A 24,865-nucleotide genomic window follows, 5' to 3' on the forward strand; every position below is an offset into this window, starting at 1 on the left:
GCGGCCTTTTGCCCTTTTTCGGACCATCTTCGCAAGCACAGCTTTAAACCATGTTGCACTGCCAAGGAACTATCATGCGTTTAGCCCTTTACACCGGACTAATACTGGCTGGCGGCTTCACCGGCCTGACCCCGGCGCTCGCCGCCGATCCGACCGGCGACTGGCGGGTTGCCGATGCTGTCGCCAACATTCGTGTCGCCCAATGCAATGGCAGCATGTGGGGCGCGGTTTCCTGGGAAAAGCAGCCCGGCGGCCGCGATGAATACAATCCGGATCCGTCGAAAAAGACCAGGCCGACGCTGGGCATGGCGACCCTGATCGACATGAAGAAGAAGCCCGGCGTCGATCAGTGGGAAGGGCAGGTCTACAACGCCAAGGACGGCCAGCTCTACAGCGCAACCATCACGCCCGTCGGCACCGACCAGCTCGAAATCAAGGGCTGCGTGATGGGCTTCCTCTGCGGCGGCGAGACCTGGACCCGCGTCGCCCCGCCGATTCCCTTGAGCACCGCCAACGCCATGGCTAAGGGCGCGCCGAAGCCTACCGGCGCGGCGCCGAAAGCCCAAGGCACCACAGGCGGCGGCACGACCGGCGCCAGCGCCACAGCGCCGGCCCCCGCCGCGGCCCCGAAGACCGCCACCACCGCCAAGCCCGGTCAGAAGAACGCCGCCGACTCGATCGGCGACATCTGCCTACTCCCTGAGATTGCGGGGTTTGCCCATTAGGGCCGGCTGGAACAGCAGCACTGCGGCAAGCGTCGTCACCAGCGAGAGTGCGAGCAGCTTGCCCATGCTGGATGTTCCGGGGTGGCTCGACAGCCACAGGCTGCCGAATGCGGTCGCCGTCGTCAGCGCGCTGAAAAAGATTGCGCGCGTCAAGCTGGTCTGGAGCAGGTTTGTCCTGCCAGAGCGCCAGGCCACGACATAATAGATCTTGAAGGCAACGCCGACGCCGAGCAGCAGCGGGAACGCGACGATGTTGGCGAAGTTGAGCGGCAGGCCGATCAACACGCAGATTTCGAGCGTCACCGCGCCGGCGACCAGCAGCGGCACCAGCGTCATCAGCACGTCGACGAACCGCCGCAGCGTGATCCAAAGCAACAGGCCGATCACCAGCAGCGCGTAGATGCCGGCGTGGATGAACGCCTTCACCACGGTGTCACCGGATTTCAGGATCGAGACCGGCCCGCCGATCGCGGTCGGCTCGGCCGCGAGCACCGCTGCTGCAAATTTGCGCAGCGTGTCGTTGTCGTTGGGATCGCCTTTCGGCAACGCCTCGACGCGGATGATGCCGTCCTTGCTCTTCCAGGCGTTGACGAGATCGGGCGGCAGTGAGTTCAGGGTGACCGGCCCGGCCTGCATCGCGTTCCTGAGCTGGCCGAACGCGATCTTCAGCGGCGTGACGAACACGTCCTGCGCCTTGTTCCGCGTGGCCTCGTCGCCATTGGCGAGCTTCTCGAGCGCGTCCGCAAGCCGGCGCGAGGCGACCGCACCCGGGCCCTTCGCGTCACCGGCGGTCCGGCGCAGATTGTCGACCGAGGATTTCAGCGAATCGACGTTCTCCTTGTCGGTCGGCGCCGCGTCGATCTGGTCGGGATTGAGCGCGGGATTCAGCACCTTGGCGCCCTGCGCGAGCAGCTTCAGCTTCGGCGCCTGGTCTTGCGGCACGAAGCTGTCGAGCGACATCACGCGCAGCACCTCAGGCACCTTCTCCAGCTTCGCCTCGACCTGCCTCGCCTGCTCCTCGGACGTGGTCATCACGTTGATGGCATTGGCGCCGGTGTTCGGATCCTTGCGCAAATCGAGGAAGGTCGCGATCGACTCCGCGTGCGGGTTGCGCAGGTTCATCGGGTTGAAATCGAACTTCATGAAGTAGAGCAGCGGCAGACCGGCGAGCGCCAGCAGCAGCGTGCCGCCGACGACCAGCACACGGTGCTTCTCCAGGAAGTGATCGAGCGGCGCCAGGAATGCGTAGCCGACCGGCTCCTTCTCGCCGGGCGGGTTGAGCAGCTTCAGCATTGCCGGCAGGACGGTGATCGAGGAGAGGAACGCGACCAGCATGCCGACACCGGCGATCTGGCCGAGCTCGGCGATGCCCTTGTAGTCGGTCGGCATGAAGCAGAGGAAGCCGGCCGCGGTCGCCATCGCCGCGAGCGACAGCGGCACCGCCGAGCGTTTCGCAGCCCGCACCAGCGCCGCCGAAAGGTCGTTGTGCTTGTAGCGCTCCGAGCGGTAGCGAACGCTGTACTGGATGCCGAAATCGACGCCGAGGCCGACGAACAGCACCGCGAACGCGATCGACAGCAAGTTGAACGAGCCAACCATCATCAGGCCGGCGGCGGTCGTGATCGCAAGCCCGACGAAGAGATTGATGAACACGGCGAAGATGATCTTCGCCGAATGCAGCGCGAGCCACAGGATGAGCAGCACGACGAGGACCGTGCCGACGCCGTTGACGACGGCGCCCTCCTGGACGGTGGCGTATTCCTCGTTGGCGATCGGCACCGGACCGGTCAGCCGCACCCGCGCCTGGTATTTGGTCGGAAAATCCAGTTCCGCCGCGGCCTTGCGGATCGCATCGGTGGCGCCCTTGCCGGGCTCCAGCGCGTTGTAGTCGAGGATCGGCTTGAACTCGATGAAGGCGCGCTTGTCGGAATCCGACAGCGGCTCGTCGCTGACGAGTTCGCGCCATGAGAAGCTGGCGTTGCCCTTGTTGAGCACGGTCTCGACGGTCTGCGCGATCTGGTTGAAGGGCCGCGCGGTGTTGTCGAGCTTGACCTGGCCGCGCTTGACGCCGGCAAGCCCGGTCTCCAGCGCGCCGGTCAGGCCGCGGATCGAGGGGTCGCCCGCCATGATCTCGACGAGGGGCGCTGCGGACTCGAACTGGCTGGTGATCTTGGCGACTTCCTCGGTCGGCAGGAACAAGAGGCCGTTCTTCTCGAAGAACTCGCCGGTGCCGAGTTGCTGCATCGACTGGAAGTTGGTCTTGTCGTCCTTCAGCTTGGCAAACAGCGCGTCCGAAGCCGCGGTCGCCATCTCCGGCGTCTTCGCCTCGACGACCGCCGTGATCGTGGCATCGCGGTCGAAGGCGCGGTCGAACTGCTGATCCCGTTGGCGCCAGTCCAAATTCTGGGCAATCAGCGAATTGATGTCGGTGTTGATGGCGAAGTGCTGGGACGCGTAGTAGCCCGCCCCTACCGCCAGCAGGAGCCCGAGAACGACGACGAGGGAGGCAAACCGGGTGCAGGCCCTGACGATGGCAACGACTACGCTTTGCAGCATCTTTTCTTTCTGCGGTTAACAGCTTGCCGGAAACGCCCGCTGTTTATCGGAGTTCCCCGGCGAAACCTATTGCTGTTTTGAGTGGTTCTCGCCGCACGAAGGTTCGAGGTAAACGGCGACAGACCGTGGCAAAATCATGCGGGGCGGTCGGTATAGCCGGTGACTTGAGGCGGGAAAGTGGCGAAGAGGTGAGCACAAATGTCGCCATTTTGCTCAGAACGAATTCGCTATTATAATACCGCAGATGCGCACGGTAACGGAACCAGGGTTTCATCCGGTCTTTCCTTTTTGCCGATTTTTTGACACAAAGTGCTGTGCCTCCATGCGCCGGGGCCCAGCTAGGGTGGGTGGTTACCGCGTGCGCGAAACCAATGGTGCGGTTATTGCAACTCATTGGGCAGTACCGAGGTGCCGCCGGGGACTTGAGAAGCGGATTGGTGCAACTTGCGTGATGGGCGTCCGATGGAAGTTTATCTAGCGCAGCCGCGCGGCTTTTGCGCCGGCGTGGTGCGTGCGATCGAGATCGTGGAACGGGCGCTGGAGAAGTACGGCCCGCCCGTCTACGTGCGCCATGAGATCGTGCACAACAAGTACGTGGTCGAGAGCCTGAAGAACAAGGGCGCGATCTTCGTCGAGGAACTGTCCGAGGTTCCGCCGAAGGCCGTGACCGTTTTCAGTGCCCATGGCGTCGCCCGCAGCGTCGAGGAAGAGGCGGCCGCGCGCGACCTTCCGGTGCTCAATGCCACCTGCCCGCTGGTCACGAAAGTTCACAATCAGGGGAAGCGCTACATCGCCAGGGGCCGCACCCTGATCCTGATCGGCCATGCCGGCCACCCCGAGGTCGAGGGCACGATGGGCCAGGTTCCGGCCCCGGTGCTGCTCGTCCAAAGCGTTGAAGAGGTTAAGGCCTTGACGCTGCAGGCGGATACGCCAGTGGCCTACATCACCCAGACCACCCTGTCAGTCGATGACACCAAGGACATTATTGCGGCCCTCCAGGCCCGCTTTAAAGATATTCAAGGTCCGGATATCCGGGATATCTGCTATGCGACACAGAACCGCCAATCTGCGGTAAGGGACTTGAGCAAGCTGGTCGACGTGATCTTGGTGGTGGGCGCTTCCAATAGCTCGAACTCAAACCGGCTCCGCGAAATCGGCACTGAGGCCGGCGTCGCGAGTTATTTGATTGCCGACGGCAGCGCGCTCAATCCGGAGTGGTTGAAAGATGCCAAGACCGTCGGCGTCACGGCCGGCGCCTCGGCGCCTGAGGTACTCGTGGATGACGTGATCGAAGCGATGCGGCGGATCGGACCAGTCAAGGTCTCGGTGCTGCCGGGCCGCGAGGAAAACATCGAATTCCGGCTTCCGGCCGAACTGGCTGCGAGCTGACCCACCCGAATTCCAAGCCCAGAAAGAAACCTGTAATGGCTATCCCCTTCTTCAAGGAAATGCGCATCGGCGGCTATTTGCTCAAGCAGAAACTGCTTGGCCGCAAGCGCTATCCGCTCGTGCTGATGCTGGAGCCGCTGTTCCGCTGCAACCTCGCCTGCGTCGGCTGCGGCAAGATCGATTATCCGGATGCGATCCTCAACCGCCGCATGACCGCCCAGGAGTGCTGGGACGCGGCCGACGAGTGCGGCGCGCCGATGGTCGCCATTCCCGGCGGCGAGCCGCTGATCCACAAGGAGATCGGCGAGATCGTGCGTGGCCTGGTCGAACGCAAGAAGTTCGTCTCGCTCTGCACCAACGCACTGCTGCTCGAGAAGAAGCTCGACCTGTTCACGCCCTCCCCGTATTTGTTCTTCTCCGTGCATCTCGACGGCCTGAAGGACCATCACGACAAGGCCGTGTCGCAGAAGGGCGTATTCGACCGCGCCGTCTCCGCGATCAAGGCGGCCAAGGCGCGCGGCTTCACCGTCAACGTCAACGCCACCATCTTCGACGGCCATCCGGCCGAGGAGATCGCGAAATTCCTCGACCTCACCGTCGAGCTCGGTGTCGGCGTCTCGATGTCGCCGGGCTACGCCTATGAGCGTGCGCCGGACCAGGAGCACTTCCTCAACCGCACCAAGACCAAGAAGCTGTTCCGCGACGTCTTCGCGATGGGCAAGGGTAAGAAGTGGAACTTCATGCATTCCGGCTTGTTCCTGGACTTCCTCGCCGGCAACCAGGAATACGAGTGCACGCCGTGGGGCATGCCCGCGCGCAACATCTTCGGCTGGCAGAAGCCCTGCTATCTGCTCGGTGAAGGCTATGCCAAGACCTTCAAGGAGCTGATGGACACCACCGATTGGGAGACCTACGGCACCGGCAAGTACGAGAAGTGCGCCGACTGTATGGCCCATTGCGGCTACGAGCCGACGGCGGCGACCGCAGCTCTCAACAACCCGCTGAAGGCGATGTGGGTGTCGCTGCGCGGCATCAGGACCTCCGGTCCGATGGCGCCGGAGATCGACATGAGCAAGCAGCGTCCCGCGCAGTACATCTTCTCGGCGGAAGTGCAGAAGCGCCTGTCGGAGATCCGCAAGGACGAGGCCGCCGCTGCGCAGGAGAAGGCCGCTCGGAAGGCTTCGACTGCCGCGTAAGCACGCTACTCGGTACGAACGAAAAAGGCCCGGTCGCTATCGCGACCGGGCCTCTTCTTTTGTTCAGCTCACGCGCGAGGGGGGAAGACCGGAGCGATGCGCGGGGCTACGCTCCGCCCTCATGCATCAGACGGGCTGGCGTCACATCAGAAGTGAACCTCGGTGCGCATGCCGAGAACCACGGCATTGTCGGTCTTCACGCCCACGGCGTTATAGCCGCGCCCGCCGGGATTGATCACGTATTGCGCGTCGAACTTGAGGTTCAGCCAGCCGGTTGCCTGCCATCCGTACCAGACTTCGAGCGGAACTTCGTTGCCGCATGCGTTGGGGCTGAGGAAAGAACTCGGTCTCGGCTTGCTGCTCTTGGTGATTTCCGCCGTCACGGGCGCGATCAATCCGGCCTTCCTGTCGCTGGTGAACTTGCTGAACATGGCCAATCACCAAAACGCAAAAGGCCCGGTCGCCAATGGCGACCGGGCCTTTGTTTTGTCGCATCAAGAATCAGGCCGCCTTGGAGACCAGGGCCTCGCTCTCGACGAGCTCGGTGCCGATCAAATAGTCGCGGCAGCCGCGCAAGCTGCGCAGCGCGCGGTTGAAGTCGATGCCGGTCGAGACCAGCGCATGCAGCGTGGCCGGATTGCGCACGATGCCACGGAGCACGGCGGCGAGATCGATCTGGCCGTTCGGCTTGATGGCGGCGCGGGCGAGCGCCGGCAGCGCGCGATGGGCGGGATCGCTGATGACGCGGACCGCGGCAAAGGGCAGCCCCGCTTCGGCGGCGTAGGCGGCCGCGATATGGCTCTCCATGTCGACGGCAGAGGCGCCCGTCTCCGAGTGCAGTGCCGCCTTGCAGGAGCTCTTGGTGACCACCTCCTCGGCGCCGGCAAGGCTGCCGCGCACCACGCGGCGGCGCCCGGACGTCAGGCGGTCGATCAGGTCGTCGCCGAGCGACAGGCCTGCGGCCCAGCGGGTATCGCCGGAGAGCACCTCGGTCGCCAGCACGACGTCGCCGGAGCGCAGCGTCGGGTCGAGCCCGCCCGCCACGCCGAACGAGATCACGCCGCGAATCGTCTCGGGATCCACCACCGTCAGCAGCGCCCGCAACTGGGTCGGGCTGCTCGACGAGCAAATGACCGCCATTCCGGGCCCAGCCGCGATACGGGCCTCCTGAACCAGTCCAGTCACGATCAATATCGGCCGCGGGTCGATGGCATTACCCGCGGCAAGATAGTCCCCCGTCCCCAAAGTCACATCCCGACCCCTACCACCCTGCTGTTGGTGTTCCGCAAGTTCCGATACCGCGCCAACGCCCACAGCGGGAAGAACTTCGGGTAACCGTGATAACGCAGATAGAATACACGAGGAAAGCCTGTGGCGGTGTACCGCTGCTCGTCCCACAGTCCTTTTTTGTTCTGTGTTGCAATCAGGTACTCCACCCCCCGGGCGACGGCCGGGTGATCAACCTCGCCGGCAGCCATCAGGGCAAGCAAGGCCCATGCCGTTTGCGAGGCAGTCGAGGGAGCGGCCTCCCAGCCCTTGTAGTCGAGACGGTAGCTGACGGCGTCCTCGCCCCAGCCGCCGTCCTTGTTCTGGATCGAGGCCAGCCAGTCGGCGGCCTTCCGAATCATCGGGTCGTCATGGCGGACGCCGGCCATGTTGAGGGCACAGAGCACCGACCAGGTTCCGTAAATGAAGTTCATGCCCCAGCGGCCGTACCAGGACCCTTCCGGGTGCTGGGTCTTCCTGAGATAGGCGACCCCGTCGGCCACATGCTTGCTGGTCGTCTCGGTCTCGCCGAGCTGGGCCAGCATGGAGATGCAGCGCGCGGTGACGTCCTCGGTCGGCGGATCGAGCAGCGCGCCATGGTCCGAGAACGGGATGTTGTTCAGATAATATTCGAGGTTGTTGACGTCGAAGGCGGCCCAGCCGCCGTCGTCGCTCTGCATGCCCTCGATCCACTCCCGGCCGCGGTCGATCGCGGCGTCATAGCCGGTCGCACCGTGCTCCCGTCGCATGCGGTCCATCGACATCACCACCACCGCGGTGTCGTCGAGATCGGGATAATAGGCATTGTTGTACTGGAAGGCCCAGCCGCCCGGGCGCACGTCGGGCCGCTTCACCGCCCAGTCGCCCTTCACCTCGAGCTCCTGCTTCGGGATCAGCCAGTCGAGGCCCTGCTTGGCCGCAGGCACGGCCGTGTCACCGCCGGCTTCCAGCAGCGCGTGGGCGGTCAGCGTCGTGTCCCACACTGGCGAAACGCAGGGCTGGCAATAGGCCTCGTCGCCGTTGAACACCAGCAGCTTGTCGATGCCCCGGCGCGTGACCGCGCGCGGCGGATAATTCTCGTCCTTGCCGAGCGCGTCATACATCATGACGATGTTGGCCATCGGCGGATAGATCGCGCCCATGCCGTCCTCGCCGTTGAGCCGCTCCTCGATGAAAGCGAGCGCCGCATCGATCGCGCGCTGGCGCAGGCTCTTCGGAAACATCGGCTCGATCACGCGCAAAATGCCGTCGAGCGCGCGGAACAGCACGAACCAGGCCCTGCTCTGGTGCGGCGCCTTCGCGGTCATGCCGATCGAGCGCGGATCCTGGAGGAACAGCTCGTCGATCCCGACGCCCTTCGGATTCTTCGCCAGCGGCTTCAGCGCGGCGAGAACCATCAGCGGCACCATGGTGGTGCGCGCCCAGTAGGAGATCTTGTTGAGGTGGAACGGCGACCAGAACGGCAGCAGCACGATCTCGATCGGCAGCACCGGCACCGCGCGCCAGGTCATCACGCCGAACATCGCAAGCAGGAAGCGCGTGAAGACGTTGCTGTTGATCGCGCCGCCGCGGGCATGGATCGCCTCGCGCGCACGCACCATGTGCGGGGCGTCGACGGAATCGCCGATCATCTTGAGCGCGAAGTAGGACTTCACGCTCGCGCTCATGTCGAACTCGCCGTCATGCACGAGCGGCCAGCCGCCATGGGCGCCCTGCACGCGGCGGAGATAATTGCCGAGCTTGGCCTCGAGCACGGCGTCCACGGGCTCTGCGAGATAATGGCGCAGCAGGATGTATTCGGCCGGAATCGTGCAGTCGGCCTCGAGCTCGAACACCCAATGGCCGTCGGACTGCTGGAAGCCGAGAACGCCTTGCGTCGCCGACGCAATGCTCGATTCCAGGACGCCCGATTCCAGGATCCTCGCCCTGGATTCTTGGGCTTCGCGGCTGGTCGCGTTCACGGAATCCATGTCGCTCGATTGCTCCGATAGTCGATTGAAAATTGACCGGGACTTTGCCCGTCAGGGCCGCTTTGCGGCCAAAACCAGATCGGCGGCGCGGTCACCGGACCGTACCGATCCCTCGATGGTTGCAGGCAATCCCGTAGCAGTCCAGTCGCCGGCAAGAAACAGGTTTTTCAGCGCAGTCGCCGGCCCCGGACGCAGGGCATTCTGGGCCGGTGTGGCCGCAAATGTGGCACGGCGCTCGCGAACGATCTGCCAGGGGGGCAGCTCGCCGGACACGCCGCCCGCTTCGCAGACGTCGTTCCAGATCGCCTGCGCGAGTTCCTCGCGCGGCATGTCGACCAGGCGGTCGCCGTTGCTGATGGTCACGGACAGCCGGTTCGGGAACGCGAACAGCCATTCCACGACGCCGCCGATCACGCCCAGGATCGGCGCCGAACCGGGCGGCGGTTCAAAGCGGAAATGCGCATTCACGATGGCGCGGAATTCGGTCGGCGTCTTCAGCCCCGGCAGCAGGCTCGCGGCGGCACGCGGCGGCACCGCCATCACGACGACGTCGCCCTCACCGAGCTGGATCACATCCTCGCCGCCGAAATGCAGCGCGCTGGCCTTGCCGTCACCGGTCGTAAACGAACGCAGCTCATGGCCGAGCTGAACGGTGTGGCCGCGCTCCTGCAAGAACTTCACGGCAGGCTCGATCAGCACGGCGCTCAAGCCGTCGCGCGCGATCAGCGGGCGGCACGCCTGTCCGCCGGCAAGCAGCGTCTCGCGCACGATCGCGCCGGCAAGCCCGGCAGAGCCCTCGGGCGGATCGACGTTGAGCGCCGCAAGCAGCAGCGGCTGCACCAGCCGCTGATAGAGGATGCCTTCGCAGGGGATCGACTTGCCGACCAGCGTGTCCTCCGACGCCCAGATCAGCGGCGCCAGCTTGAGATAATCGCTGAGCCCGGTGTCGGGAACGCGGCGGCTCTCGTCGAGCACCCAGGTCGGCAGCCGGCCATCGCCGAGATCGATCTGCCAGCGCTGCCCGGTCTTGATGTCGACGAACGGAAACTGCGCGCGTTCGGGGCCGACGAGGCCCGCCTCGGTGCCGATCGAGCGGGCATAGGCGCGCGCATGGCTGTTGCCCGACAGCAGCAGATGATTGCCGTTGTCGATGGTGAGATTGGTGGCGCCGTCGAAATAGGAACGGCAGCGACCGCCGGCCTGGTGCGTCGCCTCGTGCACGGCGACCTTGAAGCCGGCATTGGCGAGCCGCACGGCGGCGGAGAGGCCGGAAATTCCAGCACCGATGATGTGAGCTGTCTTTTGCATCAGATGAAAGCGTAACGGAGCAGGATCAGGATGCGAGTGACCTTCGACACACGCACCGGCTCGCGCGGCGCGTTGAAGCCGCGCGCGATCAGGAGGTCCAGAATGGAATGGTAGTATTTCGACATGATCCGCGGCGCGCGCACGGCGCGGCGCTTGTTGCGGTTCATGATCTCGTCAGACTTCTCGAAATGCGCCTTCGCACGCTGCGTCAGCGGCTGGCAGACCTTCGGCAGCGCGCGCTCGGTGATCACGCGGTTCGGGTCGTTGGAGGTGATGCCGGCATGCAGCAGCGCCTCACGCGGCAGGTAGAGCCGGCCGAGGCCAGCATCCTCGTCGATGTCGCGCAGGATGTTGGTGAGCTGGAGCGCGCGGCCGAGATGGTAGGCGAGCTGGATGCCGTCTTCCTCGGGCAGGCCGAACACCCGTACCGACAATCGTCCCACGGCGCTGGCGACGCGATCGCAGTAGAGATCGAGCGTCGCCATGTCGGGCGCGCGGATGTCCTGCGGCACGTCCATCTCCATGCCGTCGACGATCGCGAGGAAATCCTCGCGCTTGAGCCCGAAGGTCTTCACCGAGGCGACGTAGTCCTTCAGCCGCGGCGGCGGATGGCCCTGATAGAGCGCGTCGATGTCGTTGCGCCACTCCTGAAGCGCGGCGAGCCGCTCGTCGCGCGGACCGTCGGAATCGGCGATGTCGTCGACCTGGCGGCAGAAGCTGTAGATCTGGAACATCGCTTCGCGCTGGTCATGCGGCAGGATGCGCATCGCAGCGTAGAAGGAGCTGTTCGATGCGGTCGAGCCGTAATTGGCGCTGGGCGAGGTCGCCTCAAGCGTCATGTGCAGTCCCCGGTCTGGAAATGGCCTTGCGTCCGATCGCGCGGCGGCCGACTTCGCCGATCATGCCGGCGAGGCTGAAAGTGAGAAGCTCGAACTTGTTCAGATGCACGCGCTCGCGCAGGGGATCGCGCACCTTCAACAGGCGCACGATGCGATCGGCATAGGCCTGGATCACCGCGACGTCGACGCCGAGGCGGAAATCGCGGATCTCCGCGCTGAGCGACCTGCCCTCGTCGAGCAAGGCTGCGTTGCGCACGGCGAGCGCCTGAAGGCAGGCCAGCATCGCCGGCGGCGACTGCGTCAGCCCGAGCTGCTCGACCGAGGCGCCACTCGCGGCCAGCGCGTCGCGCGGCAGATAGACACGATTGAGCTCGCGAAAATCCTTGCCGCAATCCTGGAGGTGGTTGTTGATCTGGAGGCCTGCGCAGAGCGCGTCCGAGGCCGCCCAGGTTGACGTGCTCTCGCCGTGGACGTCGAGCATGAAACGGCCGACCGGCATCGCCGAGTAGCGGCAATAGTGGATGACCTCGTCCCAGTTCTCGTAGCGCAGCTTGGTCACGTCCATGCGGAACGCGATGAGCACGTCGAGCGCGTGGCGCGGCGCCATGCCTCGCTCGGCCAGCGCCCGCCGCAGAATGACGGCTTCGGCCTGGGTGTCGCCCTCGCCGAGCAGCTCCGCCTCGAGCAGGTCGAGATAAGCGAGCTTCTGGTCGGGCGGCAGCGTCGCGTGATCGGCGATGTCGTCGGCGGTGCGGACGAAATTGTAGTACGCCAGGATCAGCGCGCGATGGCGTGGATGAATGATCCAGGACGCGACGGGAAAATTCTCGTCGCGGTCACCCTTGCCGGATCGCAATTCGCTCGCAGAGGTCATCGAGGGCTGGTTTACAATCGTTTGGACAGGAAGGGCTTTTTCGCTCGCGCGGGCTCATGCCGGCGATGCCGCCGCGGCCCCCATATAGGGGAATACGGCCGCAAAACCAATCCTGTCTCTCGATGGCTGCCCTTCCGGATCCGGCCCGAAAAGGCGGCCCCGGGGCCGCCCTTGGTAGGCCAGTGGCCGAGCTTATTGGTTGTGGTTCTTCAGGACCTGGTCGCAGGCCTGCGAGATCTTGGCCCGATTCTCCTTGAGGCAGGCCAGGATGGTGAAATCGCCCTGGTCGATGACCGGGCGGCAGAACTTCTGCACATCGCGCGTGCAGGCCTTCTGTTCGGCGTCCGTGCCGCGTCCTGCCTGGGCGAATGCCGCCGTCGAAAGGGAGGCCGACAGCAGGGTGAGAGCGACGAGAAGCTTACGCATTGTATTCCTTCATTCTGACGGCAGAACCGCACCTATCCCGGACAGCACAGGGCGGACGACCGGAACGGATTGTTCTGATGGCAAGTCGCCGCGGAAAGTGCGGCCTTGGAGAAGCCACAAGCACTGGCAAATGCGGCCAAATTGGCGCCACATCCACCAAATCGGGTCTTCCCTCACTCTTCATTGGCAGATGTAAGAGATTGATACTACGTCATAATTCTGGCACACCGCGTTTTGATGCGTACCTGTTGCAGAGCTGCATCTCTCGGCCCTGCTTTTGCCGCCAGAAACACACCGAAACAGAGAGAATCGCGCAGGCCGACCTGGCGCGAGGGCGTCGTGAACCACCATCCCTGGCTGTCAGGCTTTGAACCAGACACAGGCTCGGAACACTAAACTTTCGATGTGGCGAGACGTTCATCATAAGCGAACGTCGTTCGAAAACGGGATATTCAAAAATGCAATTCTTTGGGCGATCTGGACAGGCAATCAAGGCGGCCGGCATCGGGGCTGCGCTGCTCTTCTCAGTCTCGGCAAGCCATGCTCAGTCGTCCGGACCGTTTGCAGGTTTCGACGGTGCGTGGACCGGCACCGGCACGGTGTCGCTGTCCGATGGCAGCACCGAGCGCATCCGCTGCAAGGCCGACTACAAGGTCGCCGGCACCGGTCTTAGCCTCAAGCAGGCCCTGCACTGCGCGTCCGACAGCTACAAATTCGACCTCACCAGCGACGTGACGAGCCAAGGCGAGCGAATCTCCGGCAACTGGAGCGAGACCAACCGCAACATCTTCGGCAATCTCCAGGGTACCGCCGGCGGCGGCCAGATCGAGGTGTTCGTCGAGGCCAACGGCTTCGCCGCCAACTTGTCGCTGCGCACCAACGGCACCAAGCAGACGGTGCAGATCTCTTCCAAGGGCGAGATCCGCGGCGTCAACATCACGATGACGAAGGGCTGACGCCCTTCCCGCATCGAGAGGAACACGCCCCCGGTTCTTACGAGCCGGGGGCTTTTTGCTGACGCGGACATGGACCCAATTCGCAGACATCTGCTCAAGGCCGCCGGGCTCTTCGTAGCCAGCCGCGCCTTCGCCGATGACCAGCAGGGAACGAGCATGCAGCCTTCGTCGGTGAAACCGCGTCACGTGCTCTGCTTCCTCGGTAAGGACGAGAGCCTGCTGCATCCGCCGCAGGCGGTGGCCAAGACGATCGCGGATTTCAACTTCGAGATCGACCGCACCTATTCGCAAGCCAAGCCCGATCCGCACATGGAGCGGTCGTTCGGCGTGTGCTGGGATCGCGTCTTCCCGAAAGCCTGGTCTACCGCCGACGAAGCGGCCGTGCTCAACCACAAGGCGGTGCTCTATTTGCTGAGCCCGCCGCTGGAGCAGCAGAAGGCAGTCGCCTTTTCGGCGGCGGCCCTGCGCATCGTCGAGGAGATGATCGAGGCCGGCGCCACCGCCGTGAAGGGCGAAAGCTCAGGCGTTGCCCACGGCCTCGAGCGGTGGCGCAGTCTCGGCGATCAGGCGCGCAAGGGCGCAAAGACCAGTCAGGGCCTTGGCATGACCCTCGCCGTCGCCAAGGCGTGTCGTCTTGCTTTCGCCAAGCGTCCGCTCGAAGGCGATCGCTATTACGAGACCGTCGGCTATCACTTCGTCGGCTTGCCGGAGATCTATGTCGCGAAATCGCGCGGCAACGAGTGGTCGGCAGTGATGCTCATGGAGGAGCTTGCCAACGCCATGGCCGACCGTGGCATCGAAGCGACGCTACGCGATCGCAAGCTCACGCTCTCGCGGGAGCAGGGCTACGCCGAGGACGATTTCAAGTTCAATCCGTACGGCGTCATCCGCGTCGAGGCATAATCAACGGGCGGCGTATGCCGCCGCCCGCTCAGATCGCCGGCTTGTCGGGGCCCTGAAGCCTGGCGTGCAGGTTGATCAGCCACATCGCCGTCGGCCGCAGGATGAAGAGGTCGGCGACGAGGGCCATCACCATCGAGAAGGCGCTGAGCCAGCCGAACAGCCGCAGCGACGGCAGATCGGAGAACACGGTGACGACGAGGCCGCAGGCCAGCACCACCGTGGTCAGGATCAGCGCCGGGCCGACCAGCACGGTTGCGCGCTCCACTGCAAGCGCCGCGCCGACGCCCGGCTTGCTCTCGAGCCTCAAGCGGTTGAGGAAGTGGATGGTGGCGCTCAAGCCCAGGCCGAACGAGACGGTGAGCGCCACGACGCTGGCGAATTGCAGCCCCTCGCCCATCGCCCACAGCACCGTTCCCGACATCACCACGGGGAAGATGCCCGGCAGAATACAGGCGAACATCACCACCCAGGAGCGGAAGGCGAGCCCGATGAAGATCGCGACCAGCGCGAACTCGACGGTGAGGCCGCGGTTCAGCTTCTCGATCATGCTGGCCGAGTTGCGCGCAGCAATCGCGGCAAGGCCCGTCACCGCAATCTCGTAGCCGGGATGCTTCTTGCGAACGGCGTCGAGCTCGGAATCGAGCTTGTCGACGATCGGCAGCAGCTGGCTGGAATCCTTGTCCGGCACGCGGCCCGCGACCACGACGGCGTCCTGTTCGGCGTCGATGAAGCGCCGCACCAGATGCTCGGGGATGACGCTGACATATTCCTTCAGCGTCGCGACGTCGGCGCTGCCGGCCTTTTCCGCAAGCCAGCGGCGCAGGGTCTCGAGCGACCAGACGTTGCCGACACCGGCCGTCTTCTCGACGGTCGCATGCACGTCGGCGATGGTCTGGAGCGTCTCCGGCGAATAGAGCGTTTCACCCTTGGGGAACTGGATCAGCACGTTGACGGGGTTGGCACCGGTGAGCTTGGCATCGAGCCGGTCGCTGGCGGCAACCGCCTGGCGCTTGTCCGGCACCTGGTCGGCGAGCCGATAGCGCGGCTCCAGATTGGCATAGATCACGCCGAGGCCGGCAACAAACAGCACCGCGATCAGGCTGAACAGGCCGGGACGGCCCACCATGCGCACCGCGATCCAGTAGCAGAAATTGCGCAGCGCCTGGACGCCGGCATCCGCGCTCTGGAACTTGACCGCGAACAGCTTCTCGTTGCGCACGAGCAGCACGCCGAACACCGGCACCAGCGACAGCACCGCGACCAGCGCGATGATGGTGGCGGCGAGGCCCGCCTCGCCGAACTTGCGGATCAGGTCGGAGTCCGAGAATTGCAACGCAATGAAGGAAATGCCGGCGGTGCCGTGCGTCAGCACGCAGGCCGGTCCCACCACCAGCACCGCGTTCTTGAACGCGGTGAACTTGTCCTGGCCCGCGATCAGCCGGTCACGCGCGGCGAAGGTGAGCTGCATCGAGTCGGAGAAGCTGATGACCATGATGAGCGGCGTCATCACGTTCAGGAACATGTTGAGATTGAAATTGGCCCAGCCGAGCGCACCGAGCGCCAGCAGGATCGCGATCATCGGCGGGAACGCCGCCGCCACCATGAACGAGATCTTGCGGAAGAAGATGATGGCGATGATACAGCCGGCGAGAATGCCGAGAATGTTGTAGGTGAGCCCGTCGCGCTCGACCGCGTTGCGGATCTCGAGCTGCATCACCGGCACGCCGGAGAGCTGCACGTTGAGGCCGGTATCGCCGAGGTCTTCCTTCATCAGCGCCCGGATGCCGCCGATGGTCTTGGTCAGCTTGCTGGAGGCGACCACCTGCGGATCGAGCGACAGCACGATCAGCGCCAGCGTGCCGTCCTCCGACAACAGCTTGCCGCGGATGATCTCGTTGTTCTTGACGGTCTCGATGAACTTGTCATAGGCCGCGCCCTCAGGCAGCTCGGGCGGGAACAGCGCCGCCGGCAGCTTGCCCGGCGCCGGCGCTTGCCGCGCCGAGAACAGCGAGACCAGGCCGCGCGTGCCGTCGACCAGCTGCAGGTCGGTGACGAAGTCGCGCAGCTTCTCGAGGTTGTTTCGCGCCAGGAGGTTCTTGCCTTCGACCACGACGAGGACGTCGAACTCCTCGGCCGGGAACTTCTTGGTCACCTCTTCATACTGCTTGAATTCGCGGGTGTCGGAGCGGAACAGCTGCGACAGCGAATCATCGATCTTGATCCGGTGGATACCGAACACGGCGCCGACGATAAGCGCGAGCAGGACGATGCAGGAAAGGATCGGCGCCCGGACCGCGATCAGCCCGATGCGCTCGAGCCCGAAGGCGATCGAGGACGTCGGTCCCTGCTCGACCTTGTCGACATGAACCTCATTCTCGCGGTGCTTTTCGAGCATGCCTTGTCCAGTTCCTAAATCGGCTCGGGTCTGTGAGCTTATTGCGTCCCGCGAACGGCTTGAAAATGCCATACCAATGGGAGGCTTGCCCTTTGAAAATGCGCGGAAAATCGCCGCGAGGGGTTTAGCAGGTCAATAGCCCGACTCGCAAGCAGGCGAAGTGTGGCCGAATCGATCAAGATGTGGCGATTTTGCCAGAACGCCCGTCATTCGGGCAAAGCCGTGCCAATTCGACGCGGCGCACGGTCCGCGCTTTCGTCTTTCAGCGCCACGCCGGTGACCTCCCGGGCCATCCCCTCGCGGACCAGCCAGGCGATCTTGAAGGCGGCCTCGTCATGGCTCAACCCGGCCTTGTGGATGTTCGAGACGCAATTGCGCTCGGCATCGGTACGGCCCGGCTTCGGCGCGAAGGTCAGATAGGCGCCGAGGCTGTCGGGCGCGGACAGGCCCGGCCGCTCGCCGATCAGCGTCACCACCATGCGCGCGCCGAGAATCGCGCCGATCTCGTCGCCGAGCGCGACGCGCGCGCCTGAGGCGACAACGACATGTCTGATCGCGACGTCGCCCCCTTCCGCGAGCAGCGGCAGCAGGTGAGACACCAGCGCCACCGCATGGGCGTGGACCGCAGCCGCCGACAGGCCGTCGCCGATCACCACCGCGAGCTGGCACGGCTCCGAGGCATGTCGTGCCAACAGTTCGACCGAGCCGGTATCGAGCTGTCGCCCCAGATCCGGCCGCCGCAGATAATCCCTGCGGTCGACCGCCTGGCTCCGCGCTTCGGTGACGACGAGGCCAAGCGCACGGAGATCGGCGACCAGACACGGCGCGTCGAACACTGCGTGCACGGCATCGCGGGCGCGGGCGTGGTCCAGCGTGAAATCCAGCAAGGCCCTTGTCGGCACGCTCGCACCGCTGCGGCCGAGCGCGACGCGCGCGGGCGTCAGCGACCGCAGATCGAGGGTCGGGCGACGCGGGACGGCCGGATCAGACATGTCGCATCATTCGGCGGGAACGGAGGCCTCGCGCAGCCGCAACGAATAGTTCGAGGCATTCTGCTTGCCGCTGGACGCCGCGCGCGCAAACGTAATCAGATGGTGCGCGATCAACGTGCAGCCGATCAGCCCTTCGAGGTCGCCGCGCTTGATGCGCCCGAGCGCAAACTTCCAGAACACGCGCCTGTAGTCGCCGAGCACACCGACCTTCCAGAAGATGTTGCGCAACATGACGAGACCCCGCCGGATATTGGGCCAGGTCTTCATCTCGTCGGGCGTCGGCATCTTCAGGCGGTGCACATAGACGTTGTCGCATTGATACTGGAAGCGCGCGTAGACCTTCTCGGGCTCGTAGGCAACGCCCATGGCGTGCTTCCAGGAAGCGACGACCTCGTCATAGGGCAACAGGAAGTCGACGTTGGAATCGCGACCGTCATCCTCGATCAGGCGTCCCTCGCGCTCCAGACGGTCCCACAGCGGCGTCTTCGGCAGCGCCTGGAGCAGGTTGATCGTGAGCAGCGGAATCCGGGACTCCTCGACGAAGGCCAGCAGCGCTTCCGAGGTGTTCGGCTTGTCGGTGTCGAGCCCCATGATGATGCCGGACACGACCTCCATGCCGTAGGAGTTGATCGTTTGCACGCCCTCGAGGATCGGGACCATCATGTTGTGGTCCTTGTGCATCGCCTTCAGCGCGTCGGGATCGGGCGTCTCGATGCCGCAGAAGATGGTGATGAAATAGGCCTCGCGCATCTTCTCGAGGATCTCGGGCCGCTTGGCGATGTTGAGCGTCGCCTCGCAGGCGAGCCGCACCACATAGCCGGTCCGCTTCTGCCATTCGATCAGATGCGGCAGCAGGTCCATCGCCGCCTTGCGGTTGCCGATGAAATTGTCGTCAACGAAGTAGACCGTGTCGGTCATCCCGCATTCGCGCAGGCGGTCGAGCTCGGCGATGATCTGCTCGGGCGACTTGAGGCGCGGATTGCGGCCATAGAGGCCGGGGATGTCGCAGAACTCGCACTGATAGGGGCATCCGCTGGAATACTGAATGCTACCGAGGAAGTATTTCTTCACGTCGGCGAGTTCGTAGGCCGGGATCGGAAACTCCGTCATCGGCACGCGGTCCTTGGTGGTGAGCACCACCTGCTCCCCGGGACGCGACGTGTCGCGCGCCAAAATCTCGATCAGCCGATTGGTGGCGTCGCCGAGTTCGCCAACATGGAGATAGTCGAAGGACGGATAATAGTCCGGACAGGCGCTGACGGAGGGACCGCCGAGCGCGACCGGAAGATCGAATTCATGGGCGCGGCGGCAGATGTCGTTCATCTGCTGGCGCTGGATGTGCATGCCACTGACGAAGACCGCCTCCGCCCACGCGAACTCTTCGTTGGTCGCGCGACGGAGATTCTCGTCGACGAATTTGACCTCCCACTCCTCGGGCAGATAGGCCGCAAGCAGCAAAAGCCCCTGCGGGGGCATGAAGGCGCGGACGCCGTCGGTCAATGGATAGGAATGCTCGAACGTCCCGAACGACGAAGTGTACCGCGGAAACACGCACAGAATCCGTCGGGCCGTACCGTTACTTTCAGCTCGCATCAAAGCTCCCCCGCCACGCTCGACATAGCTGCGGAAATTGCCAGCCAGACACATAGCGTAACGCTGTCGCCGGAATTTCTCAATATTGTGGCAGGACCATAATTCCGAGAGGGACCAATGGTTTCCTCAAGCCGCCGGGCGCTCCCGCCGCGTCACGCGATCAGCCGTGAGGCAAAATCGGGCAGCAGGCCTGCGTCGCCGGCAAGACGGAAATCGGCGCCCGCGATCCCCGACTGCACCAGCCAGTCGTCGAATTCCGGCGCGCGGCGCAGGCCGAAGACGTCGCGGACATAGAGCGCGTCGTGAAAAGACGTCGACTGGTAGTTCAGCATGACGTCGTCGGCCCCGGGGACACCCATGATGAAGGTGACGCCGGCGGCCGCCAACAGCGTCAGCAGATTGTCCATGTCGTCCTGATCCGCCTCGGCATGGTTTGTGTAGCAGATGTCGATCCCGAGCGGCAGGCCGAGCAGCTTGCCGCAAAAATGATCCTCCAGCCCGGCGCGGATGATTTCCTTGCCGTCGTAGAGATATTCCGGGCCGATGAAGCCGACCACGCTGTTGACCAGCAATGGCGCAAAGGCGCGGGCGACCGCATAGGCCCGCGCCTCGCAGGTCTGCTGGTCGACGCCGTGATGGGCGCCCGCCGACAGCGCCGAGCCCTGACCGGTCTCGAAATACATCACATTCTCGCCGACCGTGCCGCGCTTCTGCGACAGGCCGGCCTGCTGCGCCTCCTTCAGGAGCGCGAGGTCGACGCCAAAGCTGCGATTGGCGGCCTCGGTGCCGGCGACCGACTGGAAGACGAGGTCGACCGGCACGCCCTGCCCGATCAGCGACAACGTCGTCGTGACATGGGTGAGCACGCAAGCCTGGGTCGGGATCTTCAGCCGCGCGATGATCTCGTCGAGCAGCCGCAGCAATTGCGCGATGACGGCCGGATCGTCGCTCGCCGGATTGATGCCGATGCAGGCATCGCCGGCCCCGAGCAGGATGCCGTCGAGGATCGAGGCGGTGATACCCCTGGCATCGTCGAAGGGATGGTTGGGCTGGAGCCGCGTGCTCATCCGCCCCTTCAGCCCGATGGTGTTGCGAAAGGCGGTGGTGACCTCGCATTTCCGCGCCGCCAGGATCAGGTCCTGGTTGCGCATCAGCTTCGAGACCGCCGCCGCCATTTCCGGGGTGATGCCGCCTGCCAGCTTGCGCAAAACCTCGGGCGTTGCGGCATCCGACAGCAGCCAGTCCCGGAAGGCGCCGACGGTCAGCGAAGCCGCCGGCGCGAAGGCCTTTGCGTCGTGGCTGTCGATGACGAGGCGGGTGACCTCGTCGCTTTCATAGGGGATGACCGCTTCCTGCAGGAATTGCCCGAGCGGGACATCCGCCAGCGCCATCCGCGCCGCGATCATCTGCTCGGCGCTGACGGCCGCGATTCCGGCCAGCCGGTCGCCGGAGCGCGGCGGCGTCGCCTTGGCGAGCAGGTCGCGCAGGTCCGGGAATGTATAGGTCGTGGCGTCGATGGTGTGGCGGTAGACCAAAGGCCCCTCCGGGGTTCATCGGCCAGTGGCCGACTCAAAATCGAATACGCGCTTGGCGGCCGGCGTGCACGCCGATGTTTGGGGCATCGTGGGCGAATCCCGGGCCGGCCCGGCGGAAACCGAGACAATGGAGCCAAGCGGCTGAAATAGCAGACCTTTCTTTCGACTAAGGACGAAGGGGTTGGGCCACGGCGTTAAGACGGCGTCCATCTTCATTCTGCATAGTTTTGCATCAATTTTATACGACCGCGCTCTCCGGCCATTGCCGGCCATTGGGGCCTCTGAAAAGCATGACAACCGACCGTTCTGGGAATGCCACGGGGCTGGCAGGCCGCTTCGCGCTTGCGACCAAGCTCTATGCGATCTTCGCGCTGTTTGCGCTGCTCACGGCGGCGATCGCGTTGCTGTCCGACTACAACAGCCGCCGCAGCGCCGAGTTGACGAGCGCGATCGAGACGGCGAACGCCGCAGCACTCAATGTCGAGCGGGTCAACTCGCTGGTCTACGCGGTCGTGATGGAATCGCGCGGCGTCTACATGTCGACCGAACCGGCCGTCGTGAAGAAATACGGCGAAGGCCTGCTCAAGTTCAACGCCCAGATCCTCGATGTCGTGAAGCGCTGGGAGACCATCGTCAAAGCCGACGATGCCGAGCAGTTCGCCACGTTCAAGAAGCGCATCGAGCAGTTCGTCGAATTCCGCAAAGAGCTGGTGCGCCGCGGCGTCGAGATCAATGCGGCCGCCGGCCGCGAATGGGGCGACAACGACGCCAATCGCGCCGTGCGCTCGGCGCTGAACAAGGATCTCGAGGCGCTGTCCAAGGTCTATGCCGAGCGCGCCAGGCAGATCGCGTTGGAGACCGAGACCAATCGCACCCTCTCCTTCGTGTTGACCTGCCTCGGCGGCGTGGCGCTGGCGCTCGTCGTGATCGGCATCGTCATCATCGCCCGCTCGATCGCGCGCCCCCTCTCCGCCATCACCGCGACCATCGAGCAGGTCGCGGACGGCGCCGAGAATGTCGTGGTGCCGCACTCCGAGCGCGCCGACGAGATCGGCGCGCTGGCACGCGCCATCCAGATCTTCCAGGACGCGATGGGCCGCAACCGCAATCTCGCCTCGCAGGTCTCCCAGGACTCCGCCGCGCGCGAGCAGCGCGCCCGCCACATCGAGCAATCCGTCGAGGCGTTTGGCGAGGCGATCGGCGCGATCATGCGCGGCCTCAGCGACAACGCCTCCGTCATGCGCGAGACCGCGCAGACCATCACCCGCGTCACGGCGGATGCGAGCAGCCGCGCCGGCACCGCCGCGAACGCCACCGAGCAGGCCTCGCACAACGTCACGGCGGTGGCGGGCGCGGCCGAGGAGCTGTCCGCGTCGGTGGTGGAGATCGGCCGCCAGGTGCGGCAGTCCGCAGGTGCAGTCGAGCAGACCGGCCAGCGTACCGAGAAGTCGATCTCCGAGATCGAAAGCCTCGCGGCCGCCACCCAGCGCATTGACGGCGTGCTCAACCTGATCCAGGCCATCGCCGAGCAGACCAATCTGCTCGCGCTCAACGCCACCATCGAAGCCGCGCGCGCCGGTGACGCCGGCCGCGGCTTTGCCGTCGTCGCGCACGAAGTGAAGGCGCTGGCGGGTCAGACCGCCAAGGCGACCGCCGAGATCGGCGAGAACGTCGCGATGATCCAGGCGTCCACCCGCAACGCGGTCGATGCCGTGCGCGAGATCGGCGGCGCCGTGCGCGAGATCAACGAGGTCACCTCGGCCATCGCCGGCGCCATCGGCCAGCAGGACGCCGCCACGCGCGAGATCTCGTCCAATGCCCAATCGGCCGCGCAGGGCAACGAGACCCTGGTTGCCAACATCACCTCGCTGCGCGACGCCATCGGCGAGACCGACACGGCGGCAGCCTCCGTGCTGACGGCGGCGAGCAGCCTGACGGAGACGGCGGACACGCTGTCGCGCGAGGTGGAAAAGTTCTTCCAGAACCTGCGTTCGGGGGCGGCGGACAGCCGTATCGCCAAGGCGGGGTGAGCGCGGCCGCCGCGGCGGGGCCCGCCCAACAAAAATCGGGAAAACAACCCCATGCACAGTAGGCGGGGATAGCTGAATCAATGGCTTGATCGCCGGCGCGAGCGCCTGCTGATTTTACGAAATGTGTTTGACGCGTCGGGCAAAACACTGGCATGATGTGATCATGGCGCATTCAGCCCCGAACGAGACGGGACCATCATTCCGAACCGGAAGGATCGACCAATATGCGAACGCGGCCGTCGGCATCCGCGACTTCACGATAACGGCTCAACTCCGCCTTGAGGTCGGGATCCGAATTGGCCCAGGCCAGCCAATCGAACGGCATTGAGCTCAGCAGGTAGGTATCCACGAGAATCACGTTCGGCCGACCTGCTCGCAGGTCCGCCAACAGCAGCCGCCGCTCGAAATTGATGATGCCGTCCAGTTTCGCTCGCTCACCCTCAGGCAGTTGCGAGCTCTTCTGTTGGAGCATCGAGCCGGCCGCCAACGCCTGCCCACACGTGTTACCCGCCCAGGTCGCATTGATCTGACGGACGAGCGGATGCCCGAGAGCGACGTGATCGCCGATCGTGATCAGCCGCGGATGCTTGGCAAGGGCCAGGATACGCCCCTCCAGCGGCGGGAACGGCCGCACCTGAAGGGACAAGCGGGAGCCGATGCACACAATCGCAGCAAGAGCGCAGATCATGACAGGCAGGCGCAACGTCTTCGTACGAGCCTGCAGCAATGGCGCGGCACTCGCAAACATGCAAAGCGCAAAAGCGGTGTAGGTCCAGCCCTTGCCCTGGATGATGAAACTCGCCGCTCCGCCAACCGCTGCGGCCAGCCACGGCGTTGCGCCGCCTTCCCATTTGAAGTCCTGCGGCGCCAACAGGCGCACAAGGCCGACGGAAGCGACCAGCATAACGGCCGGGAAAAAAAGCAGATCGCCGAAATCCATCCTCAATGGCACATAGGCGGCAGTGACCATCGGGGCAAAGGTCAACAGATAAGCCGGAAAGAAGATGGCGAGCACCGCTCCGTAGCCGATGACGACAGCAGCGGCCACACACGCTTCGGGGGTGAACAAGGGTCTGATGGAGCGTTGACGGAGGACGCAGAGGATGATCGGCAGGCCGACCACGAGGGCAAGGTAGGGCTTGAGGCTCATGGCCAAGCCGGCACCCAGTCCCGCCAGGATCGCAACCGGTCCGGGCGCAAGCCCGCGCCAGCGGATCGCAGCGATGGCGACGAAAGGCGTCATCGCAATGACGGCGATGTGTTCACGCTGTCCGAATACGGCGCTGGGAAAAATTGCGAACAGGAATGCGAGCACGCACGCCGAAATGCTCCTCTCGTCGGCTTCCAGCTTTGCCGCCGCAGCGGCAAGATCGATGATGACGAGTGCGGCAACGATCTCGATCATCACCAGGATGATCACGATGATCTCGGGGGCAATGCCGGTGATGCGCGCAAGCTGCAACGCCGGCATGTACAAATAGACCGACAGCGGCGGATTCAGCTCGAAGACGTCGACGCCGAGCTTTCCGCCATCGAGAACCTTCTCGCCTTCGGTCAGCAGGCAGCTCAAATCCGCGTTGAGAACGACAGGCATTTGAACGAGCAAGGCCATCAGCAGGATCGCCGACACGATGATCCAGCGGTAGCTCATGCTAACCGTGCTTCCTGACATGGCCAGGGGCGTGACCGCCTCTTTTGACGCCGGCAAAGGCCCTCTCCTCGAACGGAAGCGGTCTATTCTCTCACCTGTGCGCGAACCTGCCGCAGCGCGCACTCCGCGCCACTTTCAATCGGGAGTCGTTACTATTGTGCTACAATGGTCTGAAACGATGCCGTAACGACCTGAAACAGTACCGTTTCATGGTTAAATGTCAGGTCGAATGGCGAGACGCTTCGGCTACGCGCGGCATCC

18 protein-coding genes and 1 pseudogene are annotated in these 24,865 nt (G+C 64.5%); 6 read left to right on the top strand and 13 right to left on the bottom strand.

The features are described from left to right. The first annotated feature begins 74 nt into the window (after positions 1–74). On the top strand, positions 75–725 hold the full coding sequence (locus BJ6T_RS32515) for a DUF2147 domain-containing protein (RefSeq protein ID WP_014496813.1): 651 nt from the start codon (positions 75–77) through the stop codon (positions 723–725). Here the strand turns inward: BJ6T_RS32515 and hpnN are convergent. Beyond that, positions 693–3,281, bottom strand: coding sequence for a hopanoid transporter HpnN (gene hpnN, locus BJ6T_RS32520; RefSeq protein ID WP_014496814.1), 2,589 nt, complete (start codon positions 3,279–3,281; stop codon positions 693–695). The two genes, BJ6T_RS32515 and hpnN, sit on opposite strands and share 33 nt — an antisense overlap. 462 nt (positions 3,282–3,743) lie before the next feature. On the opposite strand from hpnN, the gene ispH reads away from it, so the two are divergent. Beyond that, positions 3,744–4,670, top strand: coding sequence for a 4-hydroxy-3-methylbut-2-enyl diphosphate reductase (ispH, locus tag BJ6T_RS32525; RefSeq protein ID WP_014496815.1), 927 nt, complete (start codon positions 3,744–3,746; stop codon positions 4,668–4,670). 35 nt (positions 4,671–4,705) lie between these two features. Next, on the top strand, positions 4,706–5,866 hold the full coding sequence (gene hpnH / locus BJ6T_RS32530; RefSeq protein ID WP_014496816.1) for an adenosyl-hopene transferase HpnH: 1,161 nt from the start codon (positions 4,706–4,708) through the stop codon (positions 5,864–5,866). A gap of 146 nt (positions 5,867–6,012) precedes the next feature. On the opposite strand, the pseudogene BJ6T_RS32535 reads toward hpnH, so the two are convergent. From BJ6T_RS32535 to BJ6T_RS32565, 7 genes and pseudogenes are all read right to left on the bottom strand, one after another. Next, a pseudogene (locus BJ6T_RS32535) lies at positions 6,013–6,210 on the bottom strand (carbohydrate porin); the annotation flags it as partial. A gap of 157 nt (positions 6,211–6,367) precedes the next feature. After that, entirely contained in the window at positions 6,368–7,117 is a 750-nt protein-coding gene (locus BJ6T_RS32540; protein ID WP_028169744.1) for a phosphorylase, read from the bottom strand. Next, positions 7,114–9,102, bottom strand: coding sequence for a squalene--hopene cyclase (gene shc / locus BJ6T_RS32545; RefSeq protein WP_014496819.1), 1,989 nt, complete (start codon positions 9,100–9,102; stop codon positions 7,114–7,116). The genes BJ6T_RS32540 and shc overlap by 4 nt, the downstream gene beginning before the upstream one ends. A 51-nt stretch (positions 9,103–9,153) precedes the next feature. Further along, the gene (hpnE, locus tag BJ6T_RS32550) at positions 9,154–10,410 is read right to left on the bottom strand and encodes a hydroxysqualene dehydroxylase HpnE (RefSeq protein ID WP_014496820.1); all 1,257 of its coding nucleotides are present in this window, start codon (positions 10,408–10,410) and stop codon (positions 9,154–9,156) included. Beyond that, positions 10,410–11,249, bottom strand: a complete 840-nt coding sequence (gene hpnD / locus BJ6T_RS32555; protein ID WP_014496821.1) for a presqualene diphosphate synthase HpnD — start codon at positions 11,247–11,249, stop codon at positions 10,410–10,412. The genes hpnE and hpnD overlap by 1 nt, the downstream gene beginning before the upstream one ends. Continuing rightward, positions 11,239–12,123: a squalene synthase HpnC gene (gene hpnC / locus BJ6T_RS32560; RefSeq protein WP_014496822.1), complete on the bottom strand. Its 885-nt coding sequence runs from the start codon at positions 12,121–12,123 to the stop codon at positions 11,239–11,241. The genes hpnD and hpnC overlap by 11 nt, the downstream gene beginning before the upstream one ends. Positions 12,124–12,315: 192 nt before the next feature. After that, a complete protein-coding gene (locus BJ6T_RS32565) occupies positions 12,316–12,549 on the bottom strand; it encodes a hypothetical protein (RefSeq protein WP_014496823.1) in 234 nt (77 codons plus the stop codon). A gap of 458 nt (positions 12,550–13,007) precedes the next feature. Here BJ6T_RS32565 and BJ6T_RS32570 point away from each other — a divergent pair, with 458 nt between their 5' ends. Then, positions 13,008–13,505 (top strand): hypothetical protein, encoded by a 498-nt coding sequence (locus BJ6T_RS32570; protein ID WP_014496825.1) that lies wholly within the window; start codon positions 13,008–13,010, stop codon positions 13,503–13,505. A 69-nt stretch (positions 13,506–13,574) separates the two neighbouring features. Then, positions 13,575–14,408 (top strand): hypothetical protein, encoded by an 834-nt coding sequence (locus tag BJ6T_RS32575; RefSeq protein WP_028169745.1) that lies wholly within the window; start codon positions 13,575–13,577, stop codon positions 14,406–14,408. A gap of 28 nt (positions 14,409–14,436) precedes the next feature. On the opposite strand, the gene BJ6T_RS32580 is transcribed toward BJ6T_RS32575, so the two are convergent. The 4 genes from BJ6T_RS32580 to BJ6T_RS32595 form a co-directional block, all read right to left on the bottom strand. Beyond that, positions 14,437–16,803 carry an efflux RND transporter permease subunit gene (locus tag BJ6T_RS32580; protein ID WP_014496827.1) on the bottom strand — a complete coding sequence of 789 codons (2,367 nt, stop codon included), beginning with the start codon at positions 16,801–16,803 and terminating at the stop codon, positions 14,437–14,439. Between the two features lie 206 nt (positions 16,804–17,009). Further along, positions 17,010–17,795 carry an ethanolamine ammonia-lyase subunit EutC gene (gene eutC / locus BJ6T_RS32585; RefSeq protein ID WP_014496828.1) on the bottom strand — a complete coding sequence of 262 codons (786 nt, stop codon included), beginning with the start codon at positions 17,793–17,795 and terminating at the stop codon, positions 17,010–17,012. Positions 17,796–17,801: 6 nt separating this feature from the next. Further along, positions 17,802–19,388, bottom strand: coding sequence for a B12-binding domain-containing radical SAM protein (locus BJ6T_RS32590; RefSeq protein ID WP_028169746.1), 1,587 nt, complete (start codon positions 19,386–19,388; stop codon positions 17,802–17,804). Between the two features lie 152 nt (positions 19,389–19,540). Further along, entirely contained in the window at positions 19,541–20,923 is a 1,383-nt protein-coding gene (locus BJ6T_RS32595; protein WP_014496830.1) for an ethanolamine ammonia-lyase subunit EutB, read from the bottom strand. 290 nt (positions 20,924–21,213) lie between these two features. On the opposite strand from BJ6T_RS32595, the gene BJ6T_RS32600 reads away from it, so the two are divergent. After that, positions 21,214–22,953: a methyl-accepting chemotaxis protein gene (locus tag BJ6T_RS32600; RefSeq protein WP_014496831.1), complete on the top strand. Its 1,740-nt coding sequence runs from the start codon at positions 21,214–21,216 to the stop codon at positions 22,951–22,953. A 196-nt stretch (positions 22,954–23,149) separates the two neighbouring features. Here BJ6T_RS32600 and BJ6T_RS32605 read toward each other — a convergent pair whose 3' ends face one another. Continuing rightward, positions 23,150–24,583 carry a hypothetical protein gene (locus BJ6T_RS32605; RefSeq protein WP_240537922.1) on the bottom strand — a complete coding sequence of 478 codons (1,434 nt, stop codon included), beginning with the start codon at positions 24,581–24,583 and terminating at the stop codon, positions 23,150–23,152. Positions 24,584–24,865 lie beyond the last annotated feature (282 nt).

The organism is Bradyrhizobium japonicum USDA 6, assembly GCF_000284375.1.
Classification (GTDB): domain Bacteria; phylum Pseudomonadota; class Alphaproteobacteria; order Rhizobiales; family Xanthobacteraceae; genus Bradyrhizobium; species Bradyrhizobium japonicum.